24 protein-coding genes and 1 pseudogene are annotated in these 25,351 nt (G+C 60.4%); 11 read left to right on the top strand and 14 right to left on the bottom strand.

Translation table 11 applies throughout. The features are described 5' to 3' along the window. Positions 1-420: 420 nt before the first annotated feature. Positions 421-735, bottom strand: a complete 315-nt coding sequence (locus NMB40_RS04125) for a hypothetical protein (RefSeq protein WP_494360227.1) — start codon at positions 733-735, stop codon at positions 421-423. Between the two features lie 525 nt (positions 736-1,260). Here NMB40_RS04125 and NMB40_RS04120 point away from each other — a divergent pair. From NMB40_RS04120 to NMB40_RS04110, 3 genes are all read left to right on the top strand, one after another. Next, entirely contained in the window at positions 1,261-1,554 is a 294-nt protein-coding gene (locus NMB40_RS04120; protein WP_282243749.1) for a hypothetical protein, read from the top strand. Positions 1,555-2,319: 765 nt separating this feature from the next. Next, positions 2,320-3,315: a magnesium transporter CorA family protein gene (locus tag NMB40_RS04115; RefSeq protein WP_343312206.1), complete on the top strand. Its 996-nt coding sequence runs from the start codon at positions 2,320-2,322 to the stop codon at positions 3,313-3,315. 484 nt (positions 3,316-3,799) lie between these two features. Further along, positions 3,800-4,171, top strand: coding sequence for a response regulator (locus tag NMB40_RS04110; protein ID WP_343312394.1), 372 nt, complete (start codon positions 3,800-3,802; stop codon positions 4,169-4,171). 56 nt (positions 4,172-4,227) lie between these two features. Here the strand turns inward: NMB40_RS04110 and NMB40_RS04105 are convergent, their stop codons facing one another. Then, complete coding sequence (locus tag NMB40_RS04105; RefSeq protein WP_494360226.1) at positions 4,228-5,130, bottom strand: cyclase family protein; 903 nt, start codon at positions 5,128-5,130, stop codon at positions 4,228-4,230. A 15-nt stretch (positions 5,131-5,145) separates the two neighbouring features. Further along, positions 5,146-5,703: a CGNR zinc finger domain-containing protein gene (locus NMB40_RS04100; RefSeq protein ID WP_343312208.1), complete on the bottom strand. Its 558-nt coding sequence runs from the start codon at positions 5,701-5,703 to the stop codon at positions 5,146-5,148. Positions 5,704-6,513: 810 nt separating this feature from the next. On the opposite strand from NMB40_RS04100, the pseudogene NMB40_RS04095 reads away from it, so the two are divergent. The 3 genes and pseudogenes from NMB40_RS04095 to NMB40_RS04085 all read left to right on the top strand — a co-directional run. Beyond that, positions 6,514-7,590: pseudogene (locus NMB40_RS04095) on the top strand (sensor domain-containing diguanylate cyclase); the annotation flags it as partial. Between the two features lie 104 nt (positions 7,591-7,694). Further along, positions 7,695-8,060, top strand: a complete 366-nt coding sequence (locus NMB40_RS04090; protein ID WP_282243741.1) for an EAL domain-containing protein — start codon at positions 7,695-7,697, stop codon at positions 8,058-8,060. A 771-nt stretch (positions 8,061-8,831) separates the two neighbouring features. Next, on the top strand, positions 8,832-9,008 hold the full coding sequence (locus NMB40_RS04085; protein WP_282243739.1) for a hypothetical protein: 177 nt from the start codon (positions 8,832-8,834) through the stop codon (positions 9,006-9,008). A gap of 1,304 nt (positions 9,009-10,312) precedes the next feature. Here NMB40_RS04085 and NMB40_RS04080 read toward each other — a convergent pair. Genes NMB40_RS04080 through NMB40_RS04070 form a run of 3 tightly spaced genes read right to left on the bottom strand, consistent with a single transcriptional unit; the run spans position 10,313 to position 11,523 of the window. After that, entirely contained in the window at positions 10,313-10,684 is a 372-nt protein-coding gene (locus NMB40_RS04080; RefSeq protein ID WP_494361031.1) for a cysteine hydrolase family protein, read from the bottom strand. Between the two features lie 3 nt (positions 10,685-10,687). Further along, positions 10,688-10,867 carry a hypothetical protein gene (locus NMB40_RS04075; RefSeq protein WP_494360225.1) on the bottom strand — a complete coding sequence of 60 codons (180 nt, stop codon included), beginning with the start codon at positions 10,865-10,867 and terminating at the stop codon, positions 10,688-10,690. 17 nt (positions 10,868-10,884) lie between these two features. Next, positions 10,885-11,523 carry a DUF6766 family protein gene (locus NMB40_RS04070; RefSeq protein ID WP_343312211.1) on the bottom strand — a complete coding sequence of 213 codons (639 nt, stop codon included), beginning with the start codon at positions 11,521-11,523 and terminating at the stop codon, positions 10,885-10,887. 545 nt (positions 11,524-12,068) lie between these two features. Between NMB40_RS04070 and NMB40_RS04065 the strand changes: the two genes are divergently transcribed. From NMB40_RS04065 to NMB40_RS04050, 4 genes are all read left to right on the top strand, one after another. Continuing rightward, positions 12,069-12,569 (top strand): YciE/YciF ferroxidase family protein, encoded by a 501-nt coding sequence (locus NMB40_RS04065; protein ID WP_343312212.1) that lies wholly within the window; start codon positions 12,069-12,071, stop codon positions 12,567-12,569. Positions 12,570-12,617: 48 nt separating this feature from the next. Further along, on the top strand, positions 12,618-13,253 hold the full coding sequence (locus NMB40_RS04060; RefSeq protein WP_494360224.1) for a DUF6766 family protein: 636 nt from the start codon (positions 12,618-12,620) through the stop codon (positions 13,251-13,253). 1 nt (position 13,254) lies between these two features. Next, positions 13,255-13,818 (top strand): cysteine hydrolase family protein, encoded by a 564-nt coding sequence (locus tag NMB40_RS04055; protein WP_394161504.1) that lies wholly within the window; start codon positions 13,255-13,257, stop codon positions 13,816-13,818. 127 nt (positions 13,819-13,945) lie between these two features. Next, positions 13,946-15,439 carry a PAS domain S-box protein gene (locus NMB40_RS04050; RefSeq protein ID WP_494360223.1) on the top strand — a complete coding sequence of 498 codons (1,494 nt, stop codon included), beginning with the start codon at positions 13,946-13,948 and terminating at the stop codon, positions 15,437-15,439. A 210-nt stretch (positions 15,440-15,649) separates the two neighbouring features. Here NMB40_RS04050 and NMB40_RS04045 read toward each other — a convergent pair whose 3' ends face one another. From NMB40_RS04045 to NMB40_RS04015, 7 genes are all read right to left on the bottom strand, one after another. Next, positions 15,650-16,579, bottom strand: a complete 930-nt coding sequence (locus NMB40_RS04045; RefSeq protein ID WP_421568895.1) for an NAD(P)/FAD-dependent oxidoreductase — start codon at positions 16,577-16,579, stop codon at positions 15,650-15,652. 87 nt (positions 16,580-16,666) lie between these two features. Next, the gene (locus tag NMB40_RS04040) at positions 16,667-17,227 is read right to left on the bottom strand and encodes a DUF488 domain-containing protein (RefSeq protein ID WP_394161507.1); all 561 of its coding nucleotides are present in this window, start codon (positions 17,225-17,227) and stop codon (positions 16,667-16,669) included. A 319-nt stretch (positions 17,228-17,546) separates the two neighbouring features. Continuing rightward, complete coding sequence (locus NMB40_RS04035; RefSeq protein WP_394161509.1) at positions 17,547-18,449, bottom strand: manganese catalase family protein; 903 nt, start codon at positions 18,447-18,449, stop codon at positions 17,547-17,549. 295 nt (positions 18,450-18,744) lie between these two features. Further along, complete coding sequence (locus NMB40_RS04030; RefSeq protein ID WP_494360222.1) at positions 18,745-20,520, bottom strand: YbhB/YbcL family Raf kinase inhibitor-like protein; 1,776 nt, start codon at positions 20,518-20,520, stop codon at positions 18,745-18,747. 243 nt (positions 20,521-20,763) lie between these two features. After that, entirely contained in the window at positions 20,764-23,337 is a 2,574-nt protein-coding gene (gene ligD / locus NMB40_RS04025) for a DNA ligase D (protein ID WP_394161513.1), read from the bottom strand. Positions 23,338-23,349: 12 nt separating this feature from the next. Beyond that, the gene (locus tag NMB40_RS04020; protein ID WP_394161515.1) at positions 23,350-23,526 is read right to left on the bottom strand and encodes a DUF3606 domain-containing protein; all 177 of its coding nucleotides are present in this window, start codon (positions 23,524-23,526) and stop codon (positions 23,350-23,352) included. Between the two features lie 57 nt (positions 23,527-23,583). Then, entirely contained in the window at positions 23,584-23,928 is a 345-nt protein-coding gene (locus tag NMB40_RS04015; RefSeq protein ID WP_481442016.1) for a hypothetical protein, read from the bottom strand. A gap of 230 nt (positions 23,929-24,158) precedes the next feature. Here NMB40_RS04015 and NMB40_RS04010 point away from each other — a divergent pair, with 230 nt between their 5' ends. After that, entirely contained in the window at positions 24,159-24,695 is a 537-nt protein-coding gene (locus tag NMB40_RS04010) for a hypothetical protein (protein ID WP_394161519.1), read from the top strand. A 72-nt stretch (positions 24,696-24,767) separates the two neighbouring features. Here NMB40_RS04010 and NMB40_RS04005 read toward each other — a convergent pair whose 3' ends face one another. Further along, positions 24,768-25,277, bottom strand: coding sequence for a ferritin-like domain-containing protein (locus NMB40_RS04005; protein ID WP_217539222.1), 510 nt, complete (start codon positions 25,275-25,277; stop codon positions 24,768-24,770). Positions 25,278-25,351 lie beyond the last annotated feature (74 nt).

Raw genomic sequence — 25,351 nt, 5'->3', positions numbered from 1 at the left:
ATGCTTCCTGTCATGGTCGCGCTCCGCCATCCGGCTCATTGAGCCCGAAATTACATCACTCTAGGAGCATTGCACTGGGGGCGGTGGATAGCAATAGGGTGTGTTAGCTGCAGGCGTCGCTGCACTATCGTGTGAAGAGGGGACCGATGCCAGCACCACATGGGGAATGGCCGCTGCTGTGGTCTGCCTTCCCCGCAAAGAGGGGTTTGCCGCAGGGTGCGCCGAGGCTTTGCTACAAAACACGACGGCGACCATCGGTTGCTGGCCCCTCCCTGGCAGGAGAACTCCCTGGCCTCAGACCGGCGTCGCAGGCATGAAGCGTTCAGCAGATCAAGGCAAAGGCATGGCAACAAACCTCGCCTCTCCCCCAGAGGAACACCAAGTGTTGCAAAGTGAGCACCTAAAAATGGGAGCTATTGGCTAAGCTGACGAGAGGGAACAGCTCGGCACCCGCACGAGCCCAAGTGCGACCGCATGTAACTTTCCGGCCAGCGCCTCATCCGCCACGGTGGCAGTGAAATGGGGAAAAGTCAGTGGCGGGCCCGCGAAGATGGTGGTCAACAACCGTCCATAGACAACCATCTGGAGAGAACGCCCGGCCGCGTCCCGCATGAAACTGTTCAGGAAGCAAAGCGATTCCGGCGACAAGTGGATTCGGAACTGCGGATGTCCGGCCCCGCCGTAGCCGAAGAACTCAATAGCGCTGAATTGGACTTTTAAAGTATTCGGTTGCAAGGCAAGCTCGGGCGCAGTGGGAGAATCGCGTTAGTGCACTCATCGTCAGCAAACTTCGGTCGCTGGGCGAAGCATCCTTGCATTTGACGTCCACAGCTGCGGAGTGAATTAAACAGATCCCCAGCCTCATCGTCATCATCTCAGAAGCTGAGGTAAAGGTATTGTGGCGGACCGGCCTCCCACCGTAGTTCTTGGCTGCCCTCGCGCGCTACTGCCCAACGCTTCCGGCGGCATGGCCCGCTCAATCTACAATGCCACTGTTTGTCGTGGCTGTTTGGCAAAAAGCGCGTCCACCGGCATGGAGTCCTCTTGCGAGTATGCTGGTTCGGTGACCGCCAGGCTAGTGAAAGACAAGCGGCACGCTCTGTTGGGAGGGAGAGCGCCGCTTCAACCGCGCCCTGCACCATCTCTAGTCACGGAGGGAATCTTGGCATCCATCGACACGTGCAATGATGATCCATGAGGCTTGAGGTGAGCAGCGTTCCACGCTGCTACCATCAACTGCCCCCAACCTGATTGAGCATTATGGAACTAGCGAACCTCTCTCTCATTCAAGAGCGCATTCGTGGCATTGAGGGACAGCTTGAGCTGTCTCTTGCCCACTTCAAAGCATTGGAAGTAGGTCTCCGACTGGCGATTGCCACCCACAAGGATCTGACGAGCTTTCTCGCAGCGTTGGATGTCTTCGAAGAGGGCAGCGATGGCCTCGGCCCTTTGGCAGGAAGCGGTTGCTCAGCCGATTATCAGCGCGCCTTCAGCGAAGGCATTGCGAACATACGGAAAGACGTCCGTTATTTCCAAGAGAAAAGCGCTGGCTAACACGCAATCTCATTGCAAGCGGTCGCTCCCAGGCACAGTCGGACCTCGTCGAGGACCTGAGGGCGTTTCGATGGCCGGTCTCCGACCAAGGTCATTCTCAAGGACAGGGCGTCCTCCATTGAGCGCCACGTCACCCATCCTGGACGATGACAGCGTCTGAGGGACGAGGAAACTGCTGGCCAAGGGTGGTTGACGCCCAGTGTGGGCCTTCACAACCTGCTGGACACTCGAGCGCGAGGAGGTGGTGATCCGCCTTTTCCTAACTCGCGCAAGCTATCCGCCCAGCTCCTTAGGGCGAGGGGCGCTGCTCCCGGTGGGAAAACGCTCCATGAATTCAGCAAATCGCCGACCTGCGATGGCTTGGCGCACGGCGTATTTGGGGCATTCGGGCACAGCGCCGCCCCGGGGCAACCGGATCAAAGAAGGCCCCTCGGAAGCTCGGAACAGGTGGCTGCAATACAGGCATTTTGCGTAAACGCAGTGCACGTGCAAGGTGTCTGGGTGGACCGCCGCGCTGAAGTCGCTTTGGATCTCAAACAGGTAAAAAACGCCGGTGTCGGGCATGACAGAGCCTCTCGTTGCGGCGGGAAGGGACGAAAAAGTCTCCCGGAAGGCTGGTGAAGGCCTCAAGTCAGACCTTAGCGCGCCATTTGTTAAGAACAAGCATCCTGGCCTTGCTCAAGGATAGGCGGCAGTCGAACCTAAGCTTGGATCTGCGGCGCTGTCTTCACAACCATTGGAGCAGAGCCGTCGGAGAATGTCGCCATGAACAAGGCACCTGATGGTCCGGATGGCGTATGCATTACCCTGTATCGAGACAGCGGAAGCAAGCAACTTCCGCTGGATAATTTGGCCTCACTCCGCTTAGCGGATGACGAACTACTGTGGGTGGACGCCTGTGGCAGTGGACAAGAATCGCTGCGGTCGGTCTGGGACGCCCTCGGACTAAAGGGCAACTCGCTCGACGCCTGTCAGGGCTCAACCAATCCGCGTCTGGAAAAGTTCGCGGGCTGCTTTATAGCCAAGGTAGTCGCGGTTATCCCGTCGGAGGAGTTGGGGTTTCGTGGCGCCGTTCTGACGATCATTGCCGGGCCGAACTTCGTCGTGACGCACCACGACGAGCAGATCGACTTCCTATCCGACATTAGGGACCGAGATCCTGGCGCCGCCTGCGACATCGGCTGCCTCGGCGAAGCAAGCTTTGTAGCGGCCATCCTGGACTGGCATCTTTCAACCTACTTTGCAGCGTGCGCTAGGTTCGAGGTCGAGATCGAGCGGCTCGAGAGCCGTATTTTGTCGGATCAGCCGCCTGGCCGCTCGGCACTCCCTCAGCTCTGCGCGTTACGAGGCGCGGCGTCCCGGCTTCGAAGGATGCTGGCGCCCCATCGGATCGTCTTCGACGGGCTTTCGCGGGCCGACTTTGTCCCCGATGGGAACGAAGACGTCGCCCGTCACCTGCGGGACTTGGACGACCGGTTCGAGCGCGCTATGGATGTCGTGGAGAATGCTCGGGAACTGGTGGTCGGGAGCTTCCAGCTGTTCAGCACGCAAACTGAGCTTCAGACCAATGAGCGCATGAAACTGCTGACGTTCGTTACAGTCGTGACGGGGTTGCTCGCGGTCATCGCGGGGGCGCTGGGGATGAACTTCGAGGCCAACTTCTTCGGCGCGAAGACCCTCGGCTTCTGGTTGGCGGTGCTTCTGATGGCCAGCCTCGGAACGGCTGCTGTCGTGATTGGAAAGCGACGCGGGTGGCTGTAGAGCCGTTTGGGGCCGCTACGAAACAATGTCCGTTGGCGCAACATCGCCCGTCGCATCCTATGCGTGGCTAATGAAACTGGTCTTCCCTGCCCCTCTTGCTCTAGTTCACTGCAAATCCACCGCCATCGGACACCCCGGCGTGTCCAAGTGCGCATGTGACCTACTCGCCAGGATGCGCAAGCTGCACACCGAGTTGTTCGAGCTTTGGAAGGTTCGCTGCGGAACCTCTGAGACGCCATCGGGCTCCTTTCGCGTCATGCCCACTTTGGCCGTTTGCAATCGATCCCGGAGGCGCATAACGGAGTTCGTGTGCCAGGACTGGAGCTAGAAACCCTTCCTGGAACCCATCCTTCTGCAGAATGCCGTCCACAAGCTACAGCGACGCTTGGCTGAACCGTTCATCTTTGACGTCGGAGTGCTAGAGGTCGACTTCCCTGTCCTGCATACTGGGATGCGTTGGAATGGGTGAGCTTGATTGATGCCAATGGTGGCAAGGCTTCGAGTCCTGATGGTCGAGGATCAAGATGATCTGCGGGAGTTGATCGGTTCCGCCCTCCGAGACTATGGGGTTGCTGTGACCACTGCCGCAGATGGGGTGGCGGCACAAGCGTTGATTGAATCGGACGAAGAGTTTGACGTGGTATTTACCGACGTCAGGATGCCCAACGGTGTGTGCGGGGTCGCGCTCGCGGAAAGCATTAGGGAAACGAGGCCGCACGCTCGGGTCATACTTACGTCCGGCTTCGCGCCCGCGCAGCTGCCGCAGTTGCCGCCCGGCGTAGCCTTCCTCCCAAAGCCCTATCGACTCAAGCAACTGTTTGCGATTTTGAGCGCAGTCGCTGCAGCGGAAGAATGAGACGTGGCGGAGCCGCGATCACCAGAAGCCTTCTGACGGTCCGCTCAGCTTGGCCGTCAACGCAACGTGGCGTGGGCTCTGACCGGGAAGGTCCCCATACCCACGACCTTCGGCGGTGCAGCGTGCAAGCGAAAGTTTTCCGTCGGCAGGTCTCCAAGGCGCGTCATGTGCTCAATGATGGGAATGCCAGCTGCCAACAGAACCGAGTGAACGGGGCGCTCTGTCCCTGCTGTGTCGTCGATGTTGAGCGAGTCGATCCCCACCATCACGGCACCCTGGTCGCGCAGGTATGTAGCGGCCTTCTCTGTAAGGTAAGGGTGCCCATCAAAGTAGCGCTCGCTGCCCCAGTGTTGATCCCAACCCGTGTGAACCAAGACCGCACGTCCCCGACACTCGTAGGGAACGAAGTGGTGCCAGTCTATGGCGCGGTCGGCAGCGCCGAGCGCCTTGACGGTGATCCCAGGCACGCCCGCAACGTGGCTGAGCGGCAGGCCGGCCAAGTCGTATCCGTCTGCGTAGCGATGGAACGGCGCATCGATGTAGGTCCCGGTGTTGCCGACCATCTCAAGACGGTCAATTTGGAACTCCGTGCCGGCGCCATACAACGAACGGGAAGCGATCCTGGAAAGGTGGTCACAGATCATTGGGGCGGGTAGGCCTTTCACTGTCATCATGCCGCTGCTGATGGAGTGGCTAAGATCAATGAACGCCGGAGCATTAGCTTCGCCGGCCTCCCTTGGAGCTGGACTCGTGGAGCGCTTGTGGGGCTCTTGGATGATGCGCTTGTTAAGGATGTGCGCTTTGCCGACCATCAACAGCCGCATGTCGCGGATGACATAAGCGGCAAGGGACTCATCGTCGATGTCGTCCCCCGGGATATCCAAGCGGAAGCCGTGGCCCTGGATGCCGCCCCCGTTGCTGAACTCGATTTCGAAATCGAAACACGCTCTCTTCTGCATTGGTTGGCGCCTCCGTTAGGTCTCAGTGTCGCGTCGTGCTCTGTGTGCTCGAACTTTTGCCCGGTTTCCGCAGCCGCTGGCCGAAGAGCACCACCGCCGCTTTCCTGGCCGCGAGGTGTCCTCAAAGACCATGGCGCACTCGGGGCAACGCCTAAGTCGATCCCGGCGCGGCACCGCCAATAGACCTAGGGCGTCTTCCGACAAGACGGACATTGCCGCGTTCAACGGTTGGTCGCCGACCCGCACCAGCACACCATCCTGCAGGCGAGGTCTGAGCGGCATCCTGCTCGCCGTGAGGTTGAGAAAGGTGACGTCGTCGCCCGGTGGCGCCCTGCCATCGATGATCGACGTCGTGCAGCGATAGATCGCTTCTCTAACGGAGCGCGCAATGGCCAGGTCATTGGCTGAGAAACCGACACCGGCCGGCGCAAGCTCCGCCTGTCCTAGCCACGCAGCAAGGGCATTTTCGTCCTCTAAACGCTCCCTCCCCCGATCGGCGCGCTCGCCCAATGTGTCGACGAAATCCAAGGCAATGCACCCGGCAATGAATTCAAACCCGTTCACTGGCTTCATGTAACCTATATAACTGGTGTCCGCGCCCCTAGTCAAGGGGTCGCACGATAGGCATCACCCGGCACGGCGAGACCCGGGGGCGTCGCGGCGAAGGGCTGAACGGTTTAACGAATTAGCCTGGTTTGATTCAGGCTCTGGGTGGGGGATCATGGTTGCTAGCCGGGCCGGTTGGTGCGCAGCTGAAGGCAAACAGAGGAGCTACCGTAGTGCTTGTCACTGACAGATTCATCATCGTCAACGTCACTGAAGCCAAGCGTCTGCAGCTCATCTCGCCGAGCGAGGACCTCGTCTGGCGGGGCGTGGAAAGCATGGACGTTGAGTGCCTGACCTGCCACGGCCGGTGGGTAGCGTTACTGGCCGGCGTTGAGACTTATGGAGCCGCGCTCATGGTCTCTTGCCCGAAATGCGGGGCAGCAGAATCGGTGCCAGAGCGGGCACTTCAAGATGAGGCGACGCGGTAGTTGCGAGTGCCTCGCTACGATCTCCCCACGCTTTCATGGGATGTGGTTCGAATTAGTGATATAGAGCTAGCTATCCCCCTCGTTGTCGCGCAGTTGCTATGAACGTGCCTGTTACCGAAGTGCAAGAACGGATGGCGGTCTTGGGCACGATGCACGTCCTGGACTCCGAGTCCGGCGCCTCCTTGGACCGCATTACCGCACTAGCTGCCTTCGCGTTTGGTGCCCCGGTCGCGTTCGTCTCGATCGTCGGGGAAGACAAACAACGATTCATTTCCCGGATCGGTCTACAGTTGCCGAAACCGATATTCGCGTCTCGGTTTGCGCTCATGCGATCGCCTGCAACGAGGTGATGGTCGTCCCTGATCTTCGCCAAGACCCGCGCTTTCAGCGCAATCCATTAGTCGTCGCGCCACCGCACCTCCGGTTCTATGCTGGAGCCCCCCTTGTGGCGAAGAACGGCGTGGCCATAGGGGCCATGTGCATCATGGACACCCAGGTGCGTGAGTTTTCAGAGTCGGATTGCGCTCAGCTTTCCACCTTGGCGCAGTTGGTCATGGCCCAGCTCGAGCTTAGAAACATGTCGGGGCGCTTAGAGCCCGTCAGCGGCATCCCTAACCGCCACCAGTTCCACATTGACTATGTTGGTCTGGCTCAGCGGCGCGGCGGGCAGCGGGTGTTCGCGGTCCTGTTGGACGTATTTGATATCCCACGCGCAAACGAGGCCGGCCAAGCCCTTGGCATGCGGCCGTTGGAAGCGTTGATACGGCGGGCAGGTGTCCGGCTCAAGCTAGCCTTGGAGGGCTTGGCGGACGTTTACCACGTGGGCGTGACGCGTTTTGCATTCATGGTGGCCCTGCCGAGTGCAAAGGATATCGAAGGGCTGGTAGACGAACTTCGGCAGCGTATGTCCCGCCCACTCATGGCTGCTGCCGCTCCCATGTCCCCTCGATTTCACGCGGGAATCTGCGCTGTGACGCTGGGGGAGGACACAAGTGACGACGTGATTCGAAAAATGTTGATTGGACTGCACGAATCATTCGAAGCGCGAAAGGCTTTCGCTTGGTATTCCGAGCAACGCGACCACGACATGCGCCGCGCATATCGCTTGGCCGCAGACGCGGAACGTGGCCTGCGAAAGGATGAGTTCCACTTGGAATACCAACCGCGCTACCGCGCGTCGGATCTGCAACCGGTTTCCGCGGAGGCGTTGCTTCGTTGGACACACCCTCGCCTGGGTCCAGTTAGCCCTGGCGAGTTCATTCCAATCTTCGAGCGAACGGCCTTGATGGCAACGGTCACCCCGTGGGTGCTTGACGCTGCACTCGATCAGATGGTCGCGTGGCGGGACGCCGGTCACCACATGCTGCTGTCCGTCAACCTATCCGGGGCAGACCTTTCCTCTGACGATGCTTGGATCCGGATACGTTCGAAGCTAGAAGCCCGTCTTCTCCCGTTTGATTCCATTGAAATTGAGATTACAGAAGTGAATGGCTCCGCGCCGATTCTGTCGCAGGCAGACAGATACAGGCCATGGCAGACGCCGGCATCAAGGTTGCGATCGACGACTTTGGAAGCGGCTACAGCAACTTCGGCTATTTGTCGGATCTGCCGATTGACACCATCAAGATGGATAAGACGCTCATCGACAATCTTGAGTCGGATCCGAAAGCCAAGCCTAAGGTCGTCGCCATCATCAATTTGGCCCGGGAGCTGGGATACCATACCGTCGCCGAAGGCGTAGAGACGGCTGCTCAGCTCCAGTTCCTCCGGGAACATGGATGTGATCAGATACAGGGCTACGTTCTCTCCAGAGCAGTAAGCGCAGAAGCCTTGCTTGAAGTATTCACGAGCCACGATGCCGAGCAAGCCGAAAGCAAGCTGCATATCCGCTCATAGCAAGTGCGATAGCGGCAAGCTTGTAGTGCCCCCTACCCATAGACCACGACCGGTGACCACTCCGTCCTACAACTGGGCAGCGTGCGCCTGCGAACCAGAGGGGAAAGGCTGGTTCACATTCTTGGTGGGCGAGGTGTTTCTGCTGCCCGCCCTTGGCTTGGAAGTGGGCGAGTTGCGTCCGGATACGCTTGCCTGGGCTATCAGTTGGGCCACTCGGTTGTGCATAGCTGGACCCAGGGCCGAGCCGAATCCGACGAAGAAAAGCCAATACCCGTCTGGGCGGACGACCACCTCCTCCAAGCCAGGCGTCGAACCAACACCTTGGCGAAGGCGATCCACCCATACCTTGGATGGCATCCGGTCGAGCTGGGCCACGACGGCCACCTCCCCAGCGTCCAAGTCCATCACTTCAATGCGAAGAATTTCGGGAAAAGCGGTCGTAGTCGCCATGGCGCGCGCTCTGGTCAGTCCTTTGCGGAGTATCCAGAGCACATGCGAAAGCGGTGTCAACGCACCAAGATAGAACCATCAATGACCTAGGGGGCTTTGTGGCCAGCTTGCGCCCTTCTCAGAGCCCCTACCTCGTCGTCCCAACCCACGGTCGGCCGTCCGCCGCTTTTCCTGCCAGGAACAAGAGAGCCTACCCACTGAACGGTTTAGCAAGGTGCCAGACGTGTGTAGCGGACGTTTGGTCTCCCGACAGCGCTGTAACTGCACGATGCTTAGGGTGTTCTTACCGGCCTCGTTGTGGGGCCGCGAACGGAGAATGCCATGGGCAACCAGAACCAGAACCAGCAAAACCCTAATCCTGGGCAGAACCAGCCAGGCCAGCAGAATCAGCCTGGTCAGCAAGGGCAGCAGGACCGGGACACGCAGCGGCAGGGTCAGCAGCAGCAGGATCAGCAGAACCAGCGCCCGGGGCGGCAGGGCGGCGAGGAGGAGGAGTAAGACTAGCTCCCAGAGGATGCGGTCCACCCCTAGAGCGGGCTGCATCCTTCCTCTACCGCCCTCAGATCGAGCAAGGCGATGCTAGAGGCAGCTCAGTCCAACTTGGGGGATGAGGCTCAATGTCGCCGCAGAGCGCTTCCTGCCCGGCCTTCAAACGGACCGGCACGGCAACTGCCCATAATCCATCTCTATTAGCCTCGGTGATCCAATCCGGGCTGGCCATTGTCGCACCCTGTCGAAGAGGACGCTTGTGCTGTCGATGGAGAGCATCTGCCACCGCTTCCATTTCATGTGTGAACCAGCGATAGCCGTTCGCACAGATTTCAACGGGCTGGTCGCTTGGGTGCGGATAGTGCGGTAGCAGCTCCGCCAGGCGCACGGCTGCCTCCGCGGCCGTCTGAAGGCCAAACCCCTCCGTTGAAGCCCACTGGTTAAGAAGCCTTAAAGATGCCGGTGTCATGGGCTCATCTCCTCCTTCCAGGAAAGCTCGCATCGTCAGGCGGCATCGGTAAATTCCACGCGAAGGCCACTCAGCGCATCCCCGGGGCCGATAGGCCTCCGCCCAAGCGCCACATCAACTGCGCAGGGAAGCTGGCGCGGTGAGAGGTGGCTCAAGGCAGTCCAAGCATCGTGAGACCGCGTGAGGAAGCGTGAAGAAGTGTGAGGCACCGGTCTTTAATCAGACGTCGGGCACATGGGGAACTGATCAATGCTGAGCTGAGCTCTCGCCGCCGCTCGCCTTAGCTACGGCTTTCGGAGGTTGACTAGGCTGCGTGGAGAGCAACCAGGACAAGCATCCGCCCTGCTCGGCTGTCGGCGCCACTCGATGCCCGCAACGGGCTTGGGTTTCGACCTCGTCTAGAAACGCAGAGGCGGCGGCGAACCCGGTAACCGAAGAGTCCACCTGCTTGGCGGCATCAGAGAACGCCGAGGGTGTGAGAGAAGTCCCTTCGCAGACAAGGCAGACGAGCTGCCTCTTTCCCAGCTCAGTTAGCCCGTGCTTGGGAGGCTTTGCCACCATCACCCAAACGTAGCCTTCGGCGATAAGAGCCGCCGTTCTATCTGGAGCTGGATGAAAACCCTGCGCCACCATGCAGAGATCTGCCAGCAGGCAAAGCTGATGCTCTGAAGGGGACGAAGGATGCCGCTCACTCATCGCATCAATCTGCCACCGGCTCTGGCGAAGATCAATACGCTGGCGAAAGCTGGCTCATCGACAGCTGCCGGAAAAGTGCTGGAGACCATTTAAGACAATGTGCCATGGAAGACGAATGGTGGGGGAATGAGCACGCTAACCTCCGCTCCTAGAGCCGTCTAGCGAGAATCGTCTTAAGTGACACTACGGTCGCCGTGCTAGCGTCCTCCAACAACCGCAGCGCCCGGGCCTTGTTTGAGCCCATGCCGGCAACCGCTTCCCTGACAACGATGGTGTCGTATTCCCTGGCATTGCTGTCATGGCAAGTGGCCGTAATGCAGGACTCGGCCGCCATGCCTGCGATCACGAGTTGATTGCAGCCGAGCTTGGCTAATAGAATTGAAAGTGGCGTAGCCAAGAAGGCTGAGTGCTTCGGCTTGAGAACGAAATAGTCTCCTGGCGACGGCACAAGAATCCGTGCGATTGTTGCAGGCATGCCCTCGCATCGGAGGCACACCTGAACAAGTTCTTTGAAATCCAGCTGCTAATCGGCGAAATTGTCGTTGGCGTAGATCACCGGTCGGCCGGAGACCTGGAAATGTTCCCGCAGCTGTGCGATCGCTTTCGCCGCAGCAATTGCGCTGGCCTCAAGCGCCTCCGCCTGAGGGAAGTCGAACTTGCTGAACATATCTACGATGAGTAAGGCGGAGGCTGGTTTGGCCATGGCGGGACCTTTCGCGGTCAATCCCCGGTTTGGCTGTGGGGTGCAGCCAGCGCCTTGGACTGCGGCGAATCCTTCTGGCGAAGGAAGATCGTGAGCACGACCAACGAGAGAACCGCCAAGAATTCGCTCTGCCAGTTCTGGAAGGACTCAAACCAAAAACTACTGCTGAAGAGGTGCTCGAGGACCGTCGGCGCAGGGAGGCCTCTGGAAACGCTCTCATCTACCTCACTGCGCCAGCTGCCGGCAAGGTGCAGGGAAAAGCTCACGACGAAGAGCGCGGTGAACGCGATGGCCAAGGAATGTCCATACAGCATCTTCCAGATGCCCCCCTTGCGAACGGGCCAAGGCGTCTGACCCTCCTCAATGCGGGCTTGCTCCCCGTCTTCTGGCATTGGCCGAGACTCGGCCGAACCCCTCTGTCGCAGCGAAACCGTCAGCAGGACATACATCCCCATTTGTAGAAACTCGCTTTCCCAGTTCTCGAAAGTTGCGCTGACGAAATGACCGCTGTGGAGGTAGCTCCATAGATCTAAGATTGGTCGATGGGCTTCCCGAAGTTCATCGTTGTGGGTGAGGAACCCGCTCCAAATCTGCCCCACCAGGGACGCGACCAAAAGCAGGAGCAGAACTATCGACAAGCCATTTCTCTTCCACATGTCTGCTGATCGCCCAGTTCTTGCGGCTTCCACGGTGGATACCGCAGTTAGCCTTGTGCTGCTCTACAAACGGAACGCAAAAATGCGTCACCCTTTCTCACAGGGACTCTGGCCGCAACCTAGAGCTAATCCTCCAACAGCGCTTCCCGAGGTCGCGCAGTCAAGACGATAGAAGCTGGTTCGTGGGGGCCGCGTGAGCGCGCAGCGCCCGGAGGCGAGGGCCGAATCCTCAGTGATTCGCTCCGAGACGTGATTGGTTAACGGGACTTCCCAGTCCTGGGATCCGGCCTCTTTTCAGGGATGGCCAGTCCTTCCAGGCCGCCCTTAGCATCCGAGGTGTCACACCTGAATGGGCCTCATCGGCCTCCTGACAAGGTCATTGCGAAGTCCCGGCGGTAAACGCTGAAGTGCCCAAAAGTCGTGATCCGATGTGCCGCCAGCCGCCTTCTGCTGTTCCCCTCATAGTTGCGCGATTCTTCACGTCGTTTTGCGTGGACAAACGCGCATGCTTGCGTCTCCATTAAACGCTGAGAACGGGACCTCCCATGGCGATCAAAACCGCAGAAGAACTGTTTGTGCACGAGCTTTCTGACATCTACAGCGCTGAGAAGCAGCTCACCAAGTCCCTGCCCCGCCTGGCACGCGCCGCGGAGAATCCCGAGTTGGCTGCCGCGTTCGAAACCCACTTGGAAGAAACGCAAGGCCAAATCGAGCGGATTGACCAGGTGGTAGAAGTCCTGGGAATTCGACTCAAGCGCATCAAGTGCGCCGCTATGGAAGGCCTGGTGGAAGAAAGCAAGGAAGTGATCGATTCCATTGAGAAGGGCCCCGTCCGGGACGCCGCACTGATCGGCGGTGCCCAGAAGGTCGAGCACTACGAGATCGCCTCCTACGGAACCATTGCAGCGCTGGCCAAGCAGCTCGGTTACAAGGATGCCTTGCCCTACCTCTTGGAGACGCTGCAGGAAGAAAAGTCCACGGACGAAAAGTTGACGTTGCTGGCTGAGCAGGGCGGCAACCAAAAGGCCGTCGCCGGCAAGAAGTGAAATGATGGACGGGCTCTCGGGCCCGCCCTTGATCTGGACAGGAACCATGTGCGCCGAAACGGGTTATCGATCGTCCTCGTCGTGCTGACCGTGCTGTTCTTGAGCGCGCAAGCGGTGACGGGGTGGAACGTTCACAACGAGGAGCTGGCACAGCACGGCCAAGCCGCGTTGGGATTCGGCGCCTACCTCACCACAGGGCACTTCAGCAGCGCGACGTTTGAGAACTGGGAGAGCGAGTTCCTGCAAATGGGGATGTATGTGCTGCTCACCGTTCGGCTACGCCAGCGTGGCTCGGCGGAGTCCCGCCCGCTTGACCCCGACGAGGAAGATCAAAAGCTCGACGCCGGCCCTGCCCCGTGGCCCGTCCGCCGAGGGGGCATTTGGAAGAAAATCTATGGCCACTCTCTGGCCATCGCTTTTTTAAGCTTGTTTGTGATGTCTTTTGCTCTTCACGCCCTCGGCAGCTGGCGAGCGCGGTGCGACGAAGCCCGATTGGATCACTTGCCCGTCCCTGGATTCTTTGAACACCTTTTCAGCAGCGACTTCTGGTTCGAGTCCATGCAGAACTGGCAAAGCGAGTTCTTGGCCGTTCTGGCCCTGGTCGTGTTGACCATTTTCCTGCGTCAGAAAGATTCGCCACAGTCCAAGGCAGTGGAGGCACCCCACGCCCAGACGGGGGACTGACATGCAACGCCCGGCCCTGCTCATCATCGATCTCTTCTCCCGTTTCGATTTCCCCGACGGTCAAACACTGGCGCCACTGGCGCTTAAAGCCGCCAAGAAGGTCCAGCAGATCCGAGACGTCTTTGACGAAAAACAGTGGCCAGTGATCTACGCCAACGATAACTTCGGGGATTGGAAGTGTGGCTTCCATCAGCTTGCGGAGGTTTGTCGCCACGAAGAAGGCCCGTCGGGCGACATCGCCAAACTGCTTTTCCCCGGTCCGGATCACTACACGGTGCTCAAGCCAAAGCACTCGGCCTTCCTCGCCACGCCCTTGGCGGTGCTTCTCGCCAAGATCGGCGTCGGCCAGTTGGTGCTCGTCGGCATGGCATTGGACTCTTGCGTTCTTGCCACCGCCATCGACGCAAACTCCCGCGAGTTCTCCACGGTGGTGGTGTCTGATGCGACCGCCTGCGTGCCGGAACGCAGGCAAGCCGCTTTGAAGGTGCTGCGCTCCACAGGGGGCGTAGAGGTTCGCACGGCCCAGGTGTTTTTGCGCTCCCACGAGAGGGGAAAGGGTCATTGACCAACGGGCGCTCTGGCCGGTCTTCTGCAGGCCATCGAGGGACGGAAGTCGATGCCGCTCACGAAGCACTGGCTGACATGTCCCTACCCATATCGTCGTGTCTGCCTCCAGCCAAAGAGGGACTCCAGTGATCGAGCAAGCCCGTCTGTCTGCCTTGCACTCATTGAATATCCTGGATTCAGACCCCGAGCCGTTTTTTGATGCGCTCACCCGGGCTGCGCGATCGGCAGCAGAGATGCCCATCGCGCTGGTCTCACTGGTGGACGAGGGCCGTCAATGGTTCAAAGCCCAAACCGGGTTGGAGGACGTCCGTGAGACCCAACGTGACATCTCCTTCTGCACGTGGGCGATCCTTTCAGAAGAGATCTTTGAGGTGGAAGACGCTTCCATCGACCCCACGTTCTGCAAAAACCCATTGGTGCTGGGCGCTCCTCACGTCCGGCACTACGTGGGAGCACCGATTCAAGTGACCGGCGGCCATCGGGTCGGCACGTTGTGTCTGTTGAGCCAGACGCCGGGCAAGCTGACGCCCTCCCAGAGGGCAGTTCTTCAGTGCCTGGCAGAAGCCGCTGCCGTGGGGATGGAACAACGGGCACAGCTGCTCGATCGGGTGTCCGACGCAACTCGACTGCACGGCGACCTACAGAAGAGCCAGGCGCTGCTGGAACAGACCAACGCCGTGGCCAAGGTGGGTGGCTGGGAGCTCAACGTTGATACCAACGAGCTTGAGTGGACCCAACAGACCCGCCTGATCCATGGGGTGACCTATGCGTCTCCCTCCTTGGAGTCGGCGCTCTCCTTCTACCCTGAATCGGCACACGGAAGCATACAAACCGCTCTCGCCAGCTGCGCCGAACACGGCACCTTGATCGACCTGACGGTGCCGTCCACCAAGGCTGACGGAGAGCGGATATGGGTTCATGTCGTCGGACAGCGCCTCCAAGACGACCGTGGCACGCGCCTGATCGGGGCGGTTCAAGACGTGTCGCTTCAGCGCTCCGCCAGCGACGCGTTGGCGCTGAGCGAATCGAAATACCGTCGGCTGTTTCAGCACAGCATGGGTTTGATCTGCACACACACCCTTGAGGGCGCTATCACGTCCATCAACCCGGCCGCCTCCCTTTCACTGGGTCGGGAAGAGCAAGAGCTCATCGGCCAGCCGCTGTCAGCGATCCTTCCGCCGGACAGGCGGATGCAACTCCATGCCTACCTGGCCAAGATCAAAGAAGATCAGAGCGACTCAGGAGTGATGGAACTTGTTGCCTCCGATGGGTCTCAGCGCTTCTGGGCCTACCATAACGTCCTGGATACGGAGGCGGATCCTCCCTACGTTCTGGGGCACGCCCAGGACATCACCACGCAACACCTGCAAGAGCAACAACTCCAAGAGCTGGCCATCCGGGACCCGTTGACCCGATGCTTCAACCGACGCTATCTCACCGAGCTCGCTCAACGTCAGTTGGACGCTTGGGGCTGCCTGGTGTTCGACCTGGATCACTTCAAGGAGATCAACGACACCCAGGGTCACGCAGAAGGGGACGCAGTGTTGATCAAGTTTGTTGCGTTCCTAGTGTCCAAGCTGCTAGACAACGAGGCCGTCATCCGCCTTGGAGGGGATTAATTCCTGGTCTTCGTTCCCGGCGCGACGGCTGAGCGAATGCATCAGTTGGAAGCCTGTTACCGGGATCACGCCGATGAAGCGCCAATCCGATTTTCCGGCGGTTGCGCCGTCAGCCGACCTCATGAGTCGGTCGGCGACACCATCAATCGTGCAGACATAAAGCTCTACGCTCGTCGGAAACAAGAACGTCCGTGAGCCTTTAGCGATCTGTCAGGGAAGCAACCCCAGCAAGGAACGGTGAGCAGCCACGCCTGCCAATGCCCCTTCACCCACCGCCAAGGCAATGTTCCCAGCGAACCGGGCCGCATCCCCGCACGCAAACACCCCCGCGACCGTGGTCTGCTTGGCCGAATCGGTGGTGATGCATCCTGCGTCCTCTGTCTCACAGCCCATGCGCGTAGCCAAGTCCGACGCCAAACGGGTCTCAGGGTGAACGAACAAGGCTTCCACGTCCCGCACGCTTCCGTCCGCGAGGTTCAAGATCGCTTTGCCGGTCACACCCGCTAAGGCACTTTCCTCTAACGTCACGCCAATGCCCTTCAGCTCCGCTGAAAGCTCTTCGATCTCGGCCGCTGAGAGCGTTGCGGCGTGGAAGGCCGTGACAGCGCCCCATTGCGAGAGCGCCTTGACCTGGTCCATTGCCTCCGCTTTGGACGCAATAAGCACGCCGATGTTTGTTCCGCAGATTTCATAGCCATGGCAGTAAGGGCAATGGAGGACCGTTTCGCCCCAACGCTCTGCGAGCCCTGGAATGTTGGGCAACCGATCCACCACCCCATGGGCAAGGATTACTCGCCTGGCGTGGTAGCGGTCACCGGATGCGCAGTGGACAGCGAAGCCCATCTCGAGAGAGCCGGTGGCATCAATGGCCTGATCGGTCGCCCATTGCACTCGGTCGTAGGCGAGGAGCTGCCGACGTCCCAGCTCAAGGATCTGGACCGGGGCCACCCCGTCCCAGCCCAAGCACCCGTGCGCCTTTGCAGCACGCTTGTTACGCGGCTGACCGTGGTCAATGACCAGCACCGTGCGGCAAGCCCTGGCCAGCTGCAGGGCTGCGGACATGCCCGCATAGCTACCGCCGACCACCACTGCGTCGAAGGGAGGCAGGTCCTGTGACGTTGTGCTGCTGGGGCTGATCATCGTGCTTTGTTCCACCGTCGATGGAGAAATGATGTTCTGGTGTGCACAGGATTTTATGTATTCGCCTCCGCGCCGGCGTAGGCAGACTCAGAACAACTCAACCTGCGGCGCGGGGTAGATCAGGTCCTGCCCCACCGCCTTCGCCATCGGGCTTAGCGGATGGGGCTTGGGTTTTGCGTTGGAGACGATGTGCAACACCTCATGGGCCCGGTGCGTCAAAAGGTCGGAGATCAGGCGACGATGGCAGCGCCACCATGGCGCCTCCGCGCACATCAGCGCGGTTCGATGTGCACCCGCCAGCGCAAGAACCTTCGTTAATCCGCTGGCAAACTCTGCGGAAGCCATGTGGTCTGCATAGCCTTGGAACGCGGCGTTGTCCCATGCCCCGTTGGGAGAATTGGGCTGCGTCCTTCGCCGGCCACCAAGTTCGGGAATCCACTCATACATCACACCATGGGCCGGCAACGTGTCTGCCATCTGTTCCGATGCAAACCAAGGGTGGCGCCGAGACCCCGGGAAACGCCGCACGTCCGCAATGGCCGATATCCCTTGCGCAGACAGCAGTTGCAAAAAGTCGCTCCAAGGCCGAGTGGAGTGGCCGATGGTCCAGATAGTCAGCGGGTGCGGGGCAGGCGGATCGGACGGCATGAGGCAATTGAACACCGTTGCGGATAAAGGCCGTGTCGTCACTGCATGGGAGAAGGCTCCAGCCCCTGCCTTAATGACGTCGTCCTGCCGGCGCCTTCATTGAGGAGCCTTGAAGGGGGGTAAGGCTCGTTTGCCCACCATGCAGGTTTGCTGAATCTGTTGTCCACCCAAGGACCCTTGCGGCGCCGTTTTTTTCAAGCAGGTCCTTGATGGTGAAAGCACCGCACATATGTGCTTGAAAACTCGCGCCAAGGAAGGGGCTCTGAGAGGAAGCCCGTCGGCTGGCGGGCTTCATTTGAACCGGGTTACGTGAATCTGGTCACGGCTCCCGTGGATTGACGTCGACAGCCCCGGCACCAGGGCCTGCGCCCAGTTCAGCCCCGGTCGCCGGGCGCGCGTCGGGATCAGAAAGGGTTCTCGCAGCCATGGTTTCCAAGGCGACTTGCTCCCTTTCGCTGAGGTCCACGTCGCAGCTTCCATCCCCGCCGTCCAACGCCGCTTGAGCGTCACGGTCGGTGACCCGCTCCCAAAGCTCGCCGCTGTTCCAGCTGCCCTCTACATCGCCCTCGCCTTGCGACATGTCCATGTAAAGGTCAGTGAATGCAGGGTCCCCGGGCAGCTTGCCCGGAGGGAAGTTGGGCTGGATGCTGTAAAGCGCCTTTTCAAACGATTTCTGGTGTGCGATTTCACGGGTCATGAGGAACCGAAGGGCGTCTTTGATGCCCGGGTCATCGGTCACGTTGATGAGCCGTTCGTAGACGATCTTCGCGCGTGCTTCTGCCGCGATGTTCGATCGCAAATCCGCCGTGGGCTCGCCAATGCTGTCGATGTAGGCGGCTGTCCAGGGCACGCCGCTTGAGTTGACCAACGCCGGGCCACCGCCATACAAGATTTGCTCGGTGTGGCTGGTGCTGTTTTGGCCCATCAGACGCATGTCTTCGGCTTCCATCATGCCTTCAGACTGAATGGCCTTAGGGCCCCGGTTGAGCATCGCGATGATCGTGCCAATGATCTCAAGGTGGCTGATCTCTTCGGTCGCGATATCCATCAGGAGATCCTTGCGGCCCGGATCCGCCTCGCCGAGACCCTGCGTGAAATACCGCATCGCTGCGGCCAGTTCGCCCTGCGGACCTCCGAACTGCTCGAGCATCAACGCCGCCAGGGCGGGATTGGATTCTTTGACCCGAACCGTATACATCAACTTCTTGTGGTGAAGAAACATTTGCGCGTCTCCTTGGGGCTGGCTATGGCTTGCCTTTATGGAAGAGTCGTCATCTCCTCTGCGGCATGGGTATGGTGCCTGCTCGGGCATCGACGTCCCGTAGAAAACCGTGACGAAAAATCCGCCCTTTTCCACACGCGCTCCTGATCTACGCGTAACTTCTACGCGACTCCGCGCTTCTGTGAGACGTCGGCCGCCCAGAACATCTGAGCGGCATTCCCTAGGGCTGCTCGTGACCGGTTGCGGTCTGGCCATCGGTTACCTATACGCCGACCTGGTCAGCGACGGAGCGGGTTTACTTCAGAGGAGGATCGGTCTGCTGATAGGTCCCCACGAGCTGGCCCTTGCCAATCACATGGCCTTTGGCTGCCTTGAGCACTTCATCGCGGGTCGCCCCAGGACGAACCTCCAATCGGGCGTCCAGTGCCAAGATCTGGAAATGGTAGTGGTGCGGGGGATCCCCCACTGGCGGCTTCGGCCCGTAGTAGCCGATCGAGCCGCGGCTCGTTGCCCCTTGAAGCACGCCCTCGGGATCGGTCAGCCGGGGCTGAGCTTGGAGACCTTCCGGTAGACCGGTCAGGGATCCGGGAATGTTCCAGGCGACCCAGTGGACGAAGGGCTTGATGGGTGAGGCATCGGGATCCTCGGCGATCACCACGTAGGTCACCGCCTTTGGGACAGGGTTCCACGTCAGCTGGGGCGATACGCCTTCGTGATACGCACTGAACCGCTTGGGCATGGGTTTGCCATCCTGGAAAGCCGGGGACCGCACCGCGATGGACACTGTTTCGGGGGTGCGCTCCAAGACCAACGGGACACCCGTCCCGGCGGTGACCTGCCGCTCAAGGGACTGCGAAGGAATCGCGGTGGGCTGCGCTGCAGCAGGGGTGCCGCCGCTGTAGCTCACCCGATAGAGCGTGCCATTGGCATCATCGCCCACCAACAGGGCTCCGCCACGTGTGATGGCCAGCCCCACCGGCCGGGCCACATGCTTCTGGCCCCCATCGACCAGGAACCCGGTCAAGAACGGCTCAAAGGCGGTGGGCTGCCCGTTGCGGAAGCGGACCCGAACCACCTCGTAACCAGAGGCGGGCTTTCGATTCCATGAGCCACGCATGGTGACGAACGCATCGCCCCGGTATTCCGCCGGGAACTGGCTGGCCGTGTAGAACACCATTTGCATGGGGGCGGCATGGGCGGTATAGCCCAGCGTCATGGGCTCGCTCATCTGAGCCCACTGCGCCTTCGTGATTTCCCCCGGCGGGGTGCTCTGCGGGTTTTGTCCGTCCTTCCCCCAGATGTGCGGCCAGCCATACTGCTTGCCTTTGACGATGTGGTTCAGTTCCTCCGGCTGGACGTCATCGCCCAGGAAGTCGATGCCGTGATCCATGCCCCACAACTCGCCAAATTTGGGGTCCCACGCGAAGCCGATCGTGTTTCGCAGCCCACTAGCGAAGATCGTCCTGCTTTTGCCATCAGGCGTTGACCGTAAAAAGGCGGCATGCTCCGGGTTGGTCTCGTTGCATGCGTTACAGGACGAGCCCACGCTGATGTAGAGCATACCGTCTGGGCCGAACGCCATCGTCCGGTTGGGATGCTGTCCGCCGTCCGGCAAATCGTTGATGATTCGCTCGACGGCACCCAGGGAACCGTCTGCATTGATGGGCGCTCGAAAGACCTCGGTCGGGGTAGCCATGTAGAGCTGTCCGCCTCCGATTGCCAACCCGTGGACGTTGGGTCGGTGCGTTACCGCCCTAGGCGCCTCGTCCAGGGCTCCGTCTTCGTTGGCGTCCTTCAAGAGCAACACGTCGCCCTGCTCCCGACGGGAGACGTAAATGTCGCCGTTTGGAGCAACGGCGATGATCCGAATGTTCTTCAGGTCCTTGGCGAAGGCCTCGACCTCGAATCCCTGCGGCACCTTCAGCGCGGCAATGCGCTGGTCAGTAGCGGGGACTTTGTCGGGTTTGAAGGTGTTGACCCGGGCGGGAACGTCCGTCCCATCGCCCTGCTGGGCAAGCACGGGGCCAGTTAAGACGCACAGCAGAGCGGCGTATACGAGGGTCCGTTTCATGGGCTCTAGTCCAAGGATAACCAGGACCTGAATCATCAGACGGCCCAGATCAACCGCGTGCGAATGCTATGCGAGTGGAGCGTGAGCGGGCTCTTGGTGGGTCATGCCCCTCGGAAGAAGTTCCGCTGCCACTCGGTCGTGCCCTTGGACTTCGCGTTCTGTCGTGGTCAGATGGACTCCGTGACCCTGCGCTCGGCCCGTCAGCGTGCATACGGCAAATGGGTTCCAACGCAGGGGCCAAGATCAGTCGTCTTGTGCCCACCGGGCCAGGTTCTGCTGAATCGTGTTGATGTCCGCCCACGGATCTTTTCGGCGCCGCTTCAGCTTTTCGGGCACCTCCTTCATGGTGAAAGCATCCGCACGGGTCAGCTTGGAGAGCTCGCTCCAGGCGATGGGCACGGCCACAGGCGCGCCGGGCCGACCACGCAGTGAATAGGAGGCCACAGCCGTGGCGCCGCGGCCGTTTCGCAGGTAGTCGACAAAGATGCGCTTGTTGCGAAGGCTCTTGGTCGAGGTCGCCAGGAAGCGGGTCGGCTCCGACTGAGACAAGGCCTCGGCGAACCCTTTGGCAAACCGCTTGGTCAGGTCCCAATCGCACCCGGGGTTCAAGGGCACCACCACGTGCAAGCCTTTCCCTCCCGACACCCGCAAGAACGACTCCAGTTCCAGTTGCTCAAGCAGCTTCCGGATGTCCACGGCGGCCTTTTTGACCTCGGAGAACGGAACATCCGGGCCCGGGTCCAAGTCGAAGACCACGCGATCAGCCCTGTCCGGGTCCTCTGCGTGGCTACCCCAAGGGTGAAACTCCAGCGCGTTGAACTGCACCAGCTCCAGCAGGCTGGCCGCGTCGCGAACCACCAGGTAGTGCGCGTTGATGCCGCTGTCCTCTTTAAGGCGAACCGAATCCACCAGCTCCAAGCCGGCCGTGTGGTGCTTTTGGAAGAAACAGGGCTTGGCTGTCCCGCTGGGACAGCGAATGATCGACAACGGACGGCCGATGATCTCGGGAAGCAAATGATCCATCACGGCCGTGTAGTAATCCCACACGTCCTGTTTAGTCGCCTTTATGTCCGGAAAGATTACCTTGGTGGGACTGGACAGTTTGGGCGGAGTGCGCGCTTCACCTACCGACTTGGCCGAGCTCCCCGCAGAAGGTTTTTTGGTCGCCTTCCGGGACGGCTTTAACGGGACTGCATCCGTGGCCTTGTCCGCTGGAGGTGTCCTGTCTGAGTCGGCCAGGTCGGCCACGTCTTTGTCTCGCCGAACCGCTTTGAGCGAGGGTTGACGCAGCAGTTGTTGCCCACCAATGCCCCGGTAGAACACTTCCACGACAAAGCGCGGCTCAAACCAAGTCGCTGACCGAAGGTCGGTATCCTTGGTGGGCACGTGGGCCGTGGGCGTCTTTCCACCCGCCCGGCCGATCAACTGGCTCAACTCCTTGATGAGCGTGTCGGAGAAGCCCGAGCCCACTCGCCCCACGTAAAGCCACCCGTGTTTGGGATCCGGCTTGGCCAACAACAGCGACCCAAAGCCGGCGCGGCTTCCCTTGGGGGCGGTGTAGCCCACCACCGCAAACTCATCGCTGGCCAACTGCTTGGTCTTCTTCCAGTCCTCGCTTCGGCCACCGCGATAGGCCCGATCAGCTCGCTTGGAGATAATCCCTTCGAAGTGGCGGTCGCCGGCGAGTTGATAGGCCGATTCCCCGTCCCCCTCGATGTGCGAGCTGTAGGCCAAGGGCCCTAAACTCCCTTCCAAGAGCTCTTGCAGGAGCTCCTTGCGCTCCAGCAGGGGCGCATCGGCGATGTCGATTCCGTCGATGTGGAGCAAATCGAACAGGGCGTAAGCCAACGTGCCTTGGCGCTCCCCGGATAACGTGGCCTGGAGGAGGTTGAAGTCCTCCTTGGTGCCACTGCCGGCGATGAGTTCGCCGTCCAATGCGCCTGATTTCAGCCCCAAGGCGGCCACAGCGTCCCGGATTTCGGGGATCTTCGACGTCCACTCCAGCGCATTGCGGGACCATAGCTGCACTTGGCCCTCAGCGATCGTGGCCAGAATGCGGTAACCGTCCCACTTGATCTCATGAATCCACTGGTCTCCCTTGGGGGGCACGTCTCCCAGCTTGGCCAGCTGCGGCTCGAACGGGCCTTCGGGCGCTTTGGCTTTCTTGGCTTTGGTCAGCGCCGAGGCTTTCTTCGCCCAGTCCCTGCGCCGTCCTTTCTTCGGCAACGCGACGGCGGTGAGCTTCTTCTTATCGGCCTTCCCCGCGCCCGCGCGCTTCAGATCTTCGGCGGGCGGTGCGGTCACATCGCCAAGCAAATCGTCCGCCTCCACGTCGCTTGCGAAGGCATCGTCGTCTTTGAATAGTAACCATTGCGGCTGCTTGGCGGGCTTACCCGACCGGACCAGGTGCCATCCACCCTTCAGCTTCGTGCCAAACAACTCGAACCGAAGATGCCCCTTGGCGAGCTGGGCTTCCGGGTCGCCCGTCGTCGCCCACACACCGTGGTCAAACTGGGCGACGTGCCCGCCGCCGTATTGCCCTTTGGGGATGTCGCCTTCGAAGCCGGCATAGTCCACGGGATGGTCTTCCACCTCTACGGCCATCCGTTTGACCGTCGGATCGTAGCTGGGCCCTTTGGGAACGGCCCAGCTCTTCAGCGCGTCCCCGACCTGGAGCCTGAAGTCGTAATGCCGGCGGCTGGCGTGGTGTAGCTGGACCACGAAAATCGCCCGTTTCCCCTGCGGCAACGCCTTGCCGGGCTCCGGCTCCTTCGTTTTGTCAAAGCTCCGCTTGCGGCGGTATTCCGTAAGCGACATGCCCTTCCCCGGTTACTTGTGCAAGTGCTTTCGCACCGCGACCGCCGTCGGACCTACGGCCTTCACCGCCGCCCGCAGTTCCTCGGCGCTGACACCCAGCGCCTTGGTCCAATACTGGAGCTCGTAATCTTCGTTGACGTTGATGCGGTCGCGGTCCGGGCTGCCAGTGTTCTTTTTGTCGTCGGTCATGGTGATCTCCTCCGTTCGTCCTAAATGGTTTGGGCCCAAGCAACTGCCGGCTTCAGGTCACTGCATAGCGGGAGATGGGGTCGCGCTGAACGCTGTTGGCCGAACAGCGACAGGTCCGTAGGCCATCTCGCCTGCAGCAGCAATCACTTCCAATAGGTGAGCTGCGACGGGGCCTCGCGTTTTCCGCACGCCGATAAAGTGGACCCATGAACCGTCCACTTCCACGCGTGTTCCGGCAAGCTCTGGGGACCGGCTCACCAGCCCTTGCAGGTTCTGAATCCACGTATCGCAGGGGGTCGCGTCCAGCTGGACCACGGTGGTGGCATCGCCCGCGTAGAGATCCGCCATTTCCATTCGGGTCACTCGCGGCGTCGCAGCCAGAAACTGTGGATAAGCGCTCATACGATTCTCCTAATAAGGTTGGAGACAAATATCCGCTTCAGAGAGAGCACGGCGTGTCACCAAGGCGTCAAGGGGACGTCAAGCCGCTGGGCAGCTCTAGTCGAGTCGCCATTCATACACGAACGCTCGCACGCGCGACGAAAAAACACGCCGTCGTAAGCGGTAGTTCCCTAGTATTTTCGGTAGAGCTAAGCTTGCACCCATTACGCGGGAGTCACGGTGAGAAGTGATTGCAACTGATTCCGGGAGCGACAATGTTCAACTCAGCGATGGACGTGACGATTTGGCATGGCCTCTATCTGCTTTGGCTTACTGCAGGGGCCATCGACTTTTGGCTTCACAGAGCCAGTAGCATCGAAACCACGTCGGGGCTAAAAGAATCCGGGCTGCACTTGGTGCAGATCGCGATCCTGGGGGCGGCAACGCTGCTATGGCTCTCCTTTCGAGCGTCTCAACCGCTTTTCCTGATCCTTCTGGCGCTGGTGTGTCTGCACGCCATCACAGGCTATTGGGACACCCGCGTGGCCTATCCCACGCGAGCCATTCGCCCCTTGGAGCAGCACGTTCATAGCATCTTGGACTTGGCCCCTTGGATCGCAATCGGCGCCGTTTACTGGTCTATGCCTGATACGCATGTCGCTACTGGCCTGGCACTTGACCTGGCTCCCATCGCCTTGTGGTTGTTTGCCATCGTGCCGGCGCTCCTCCTTACGGTGCTTCCCGCCCTGATTGAGTTCCGACGCTGCATTGTCTACCGCGCGCCCTGAGACGCATGGCAAGTCGAGGCCCCGTCGGAGCGTCGTAGCGCATCCGACAGGGCACTGATGACGATCCAGCCGTTACTTCTTGGCTTCGACGCCTGGGGTCGCGTCGCGCACCAGGAATTCCTCGGTCACTTCGGGCAAGTGCGAGGCCAGCCAATCGGCCATTGCTTCTTCCTGGCCCAAGATCTCCTCGCATACGCGGGCCGTCTCCGGGTCGCCGGCGGTCTTGGCGGCCGCGATCAGCGCGGTGTAAGACGCGATTTCGAAGTGCTCGAACACGTAGCCGGCCATCGCGCCTTTCACGATCTCATCCGAGGCGGTCATCCCGCCCAGCGCTTGACCGAAGGCGGCCATCTTGCCCATCACGTCTTTGATGGTGGAAGGAGAACCGCCCAGGCGCTTGATGCACCCTTCCAGCAGCTCTCGCTGGCCGATCGTTTCTTGGATGTGCTCTTCGATTCGCGCTTTCAAGACGGGATAGTGCTCGATGCGGGACGCCTGGCCCTTCAGCATGGTCTCCGCCTGCTGCTCCATCGCATGAGCATCGCGGAGCCAATCGAGCAGGTTTTCTTTGGTTTCAGCCATGGTGCAACTCCTCGTTTGGATCAGGGGAAACCGCACCCTATCCAGACAAGCATCGACGAAACGCGATGTAGAAG

It is taken from the genome of Stenotrophomonas sp. FBCC-B152, from assembly GCF_059134105.1.
This window is presented reverse-complemented; position numbering and strand designations above follow the sequence as displayed.

Coding starts and splice junctions, on each gene's coding strand:
- NMB40_RS04005 (WP_217539222.1), bottom strand. CDS start 25,277: ATGGCTGAAACCAAAGAAAACCTGCTCGATTGGCTCCGCGATGCTCAT.
- NMB40_RS04015 (WP_481442016.1), bottom strand. CDS start 23,928: ATGAGCGCTTATCCACAGTTTCTGGCTGCGACGCCGCGAGTGACCCGA.
- NMB40_RS04065 (WP_343312212.1), top strand. CDS start 12,069: ATGGCGATCAAAACCGCAGAAGAACTGTTTGTGCACGAGCTTTCTGAC.
- NMB40_RS04100 (WP_343312208.1), bottom strand. CDS start 5,703: ATGAAGCCAGTGAACGGGTTTGAATTCATTGCCGGGTGCATTGCCTTG.
- NMB40_RS04090 (WP_282243741.1), top strand. CDS start 7,695: ATGGCAGACGCCGGCATCAAGGTTGCGATCGACGACTTTGGAAGCGGC.
- NMB40_RS04020 (WP_394161515.1), bottom strand. CDS start 23,526: ATGACCGACGACAAAAAGAACACTGGCAGCCCGGACCGCGACCGCATC.
- NMB40_RS04110 (WP_343312394.1), top strand. CDS start 3,800: ATGGTGGCAAGGCTTCGAGTCCTGATGGTCGAGGATCAAGATGATCTG.
- NMB40_RS04085 (WP_282243739.1), top strand. CDS start 8,832: ATGGGCAACCAGAACCAGAACCAGCAAAACCCTAATCCTGGGCAGAAC.
- ligD (WP_394161513.1), bottom strand. CDS start 23,337: ATGTCGCTTACGGAATACCGCCGCAAGCGGAGCTTTGACAAAACGAAG.
- NMB40_RS04035 (WP_394161509.1), bottom strand. CDS start 18,449: ATGTTTCTTCACCACAAGAAGTTGATGTATACGGTTCGGGTCAAAGAA.
- NMB40_RS04075 (WP_494360225.1), bottom strand. CDS start 10,867: ATGGCCAAACCAGCCTCCGCCTTACTCATCGTAGATATGTTCAGCAAG.
- NMB40_RS04040 (WP_394161507.1), bottom strand. CDS start 17,227: ATGCCGTCCGATCCGCCTGCCCCGCACCCGCTGACTATCTGGACCATC.
- NMB40_RS04105 (WP_494360226.1), bottom strand. CDS start 5,130: ATGCAGAAGAGAGCGTGTTTCGATTTCGAAATCGAGTTCAGCAACGGG.
- NMB40_RS04055 (WP_394161504.1), top strand. CDS start 13,255: ATGCAACGCCCGGCCCTGCTCATCATCGATCTCTTCTCCCGTTTCGAT.
- NMB40_RS04045 (WP_421568895.1), bottom strand. CDS start 16,579: ATGATCAGCCCCAGCAGCACAACGTCACAGGACCTGCCTCCCTTCGAC.
- NMB40_RS04115 (WP_343312206.1), top strand. CDS start 2,320: ATGAACAAGGCACCTGATGGTCCGGATGGCGTATGCATTACCCTGTAT.
- NMB40_RS04120 (WP_282243749.1), top strand. CDS start 1,261: ATGGAACTAGCGAACCTCTCTCTCATTCAAGAGCGCATTCGTGGCATT.
- NMB40_RS04030 (WP_494360222.1), bottom strand. CDS start 20,520: ATGAAACGGACCCTCGTATACGCCGCTCTGCTGTGCGTCTTAACTGGC.
- NMB40_RS04070 (WP_343312211.1), bottom strand. CDS start 11,523: ATGTGGAAGAGAAATGGCTTGTCGATAGTTCTGCTCCTGCTTTTGGTC.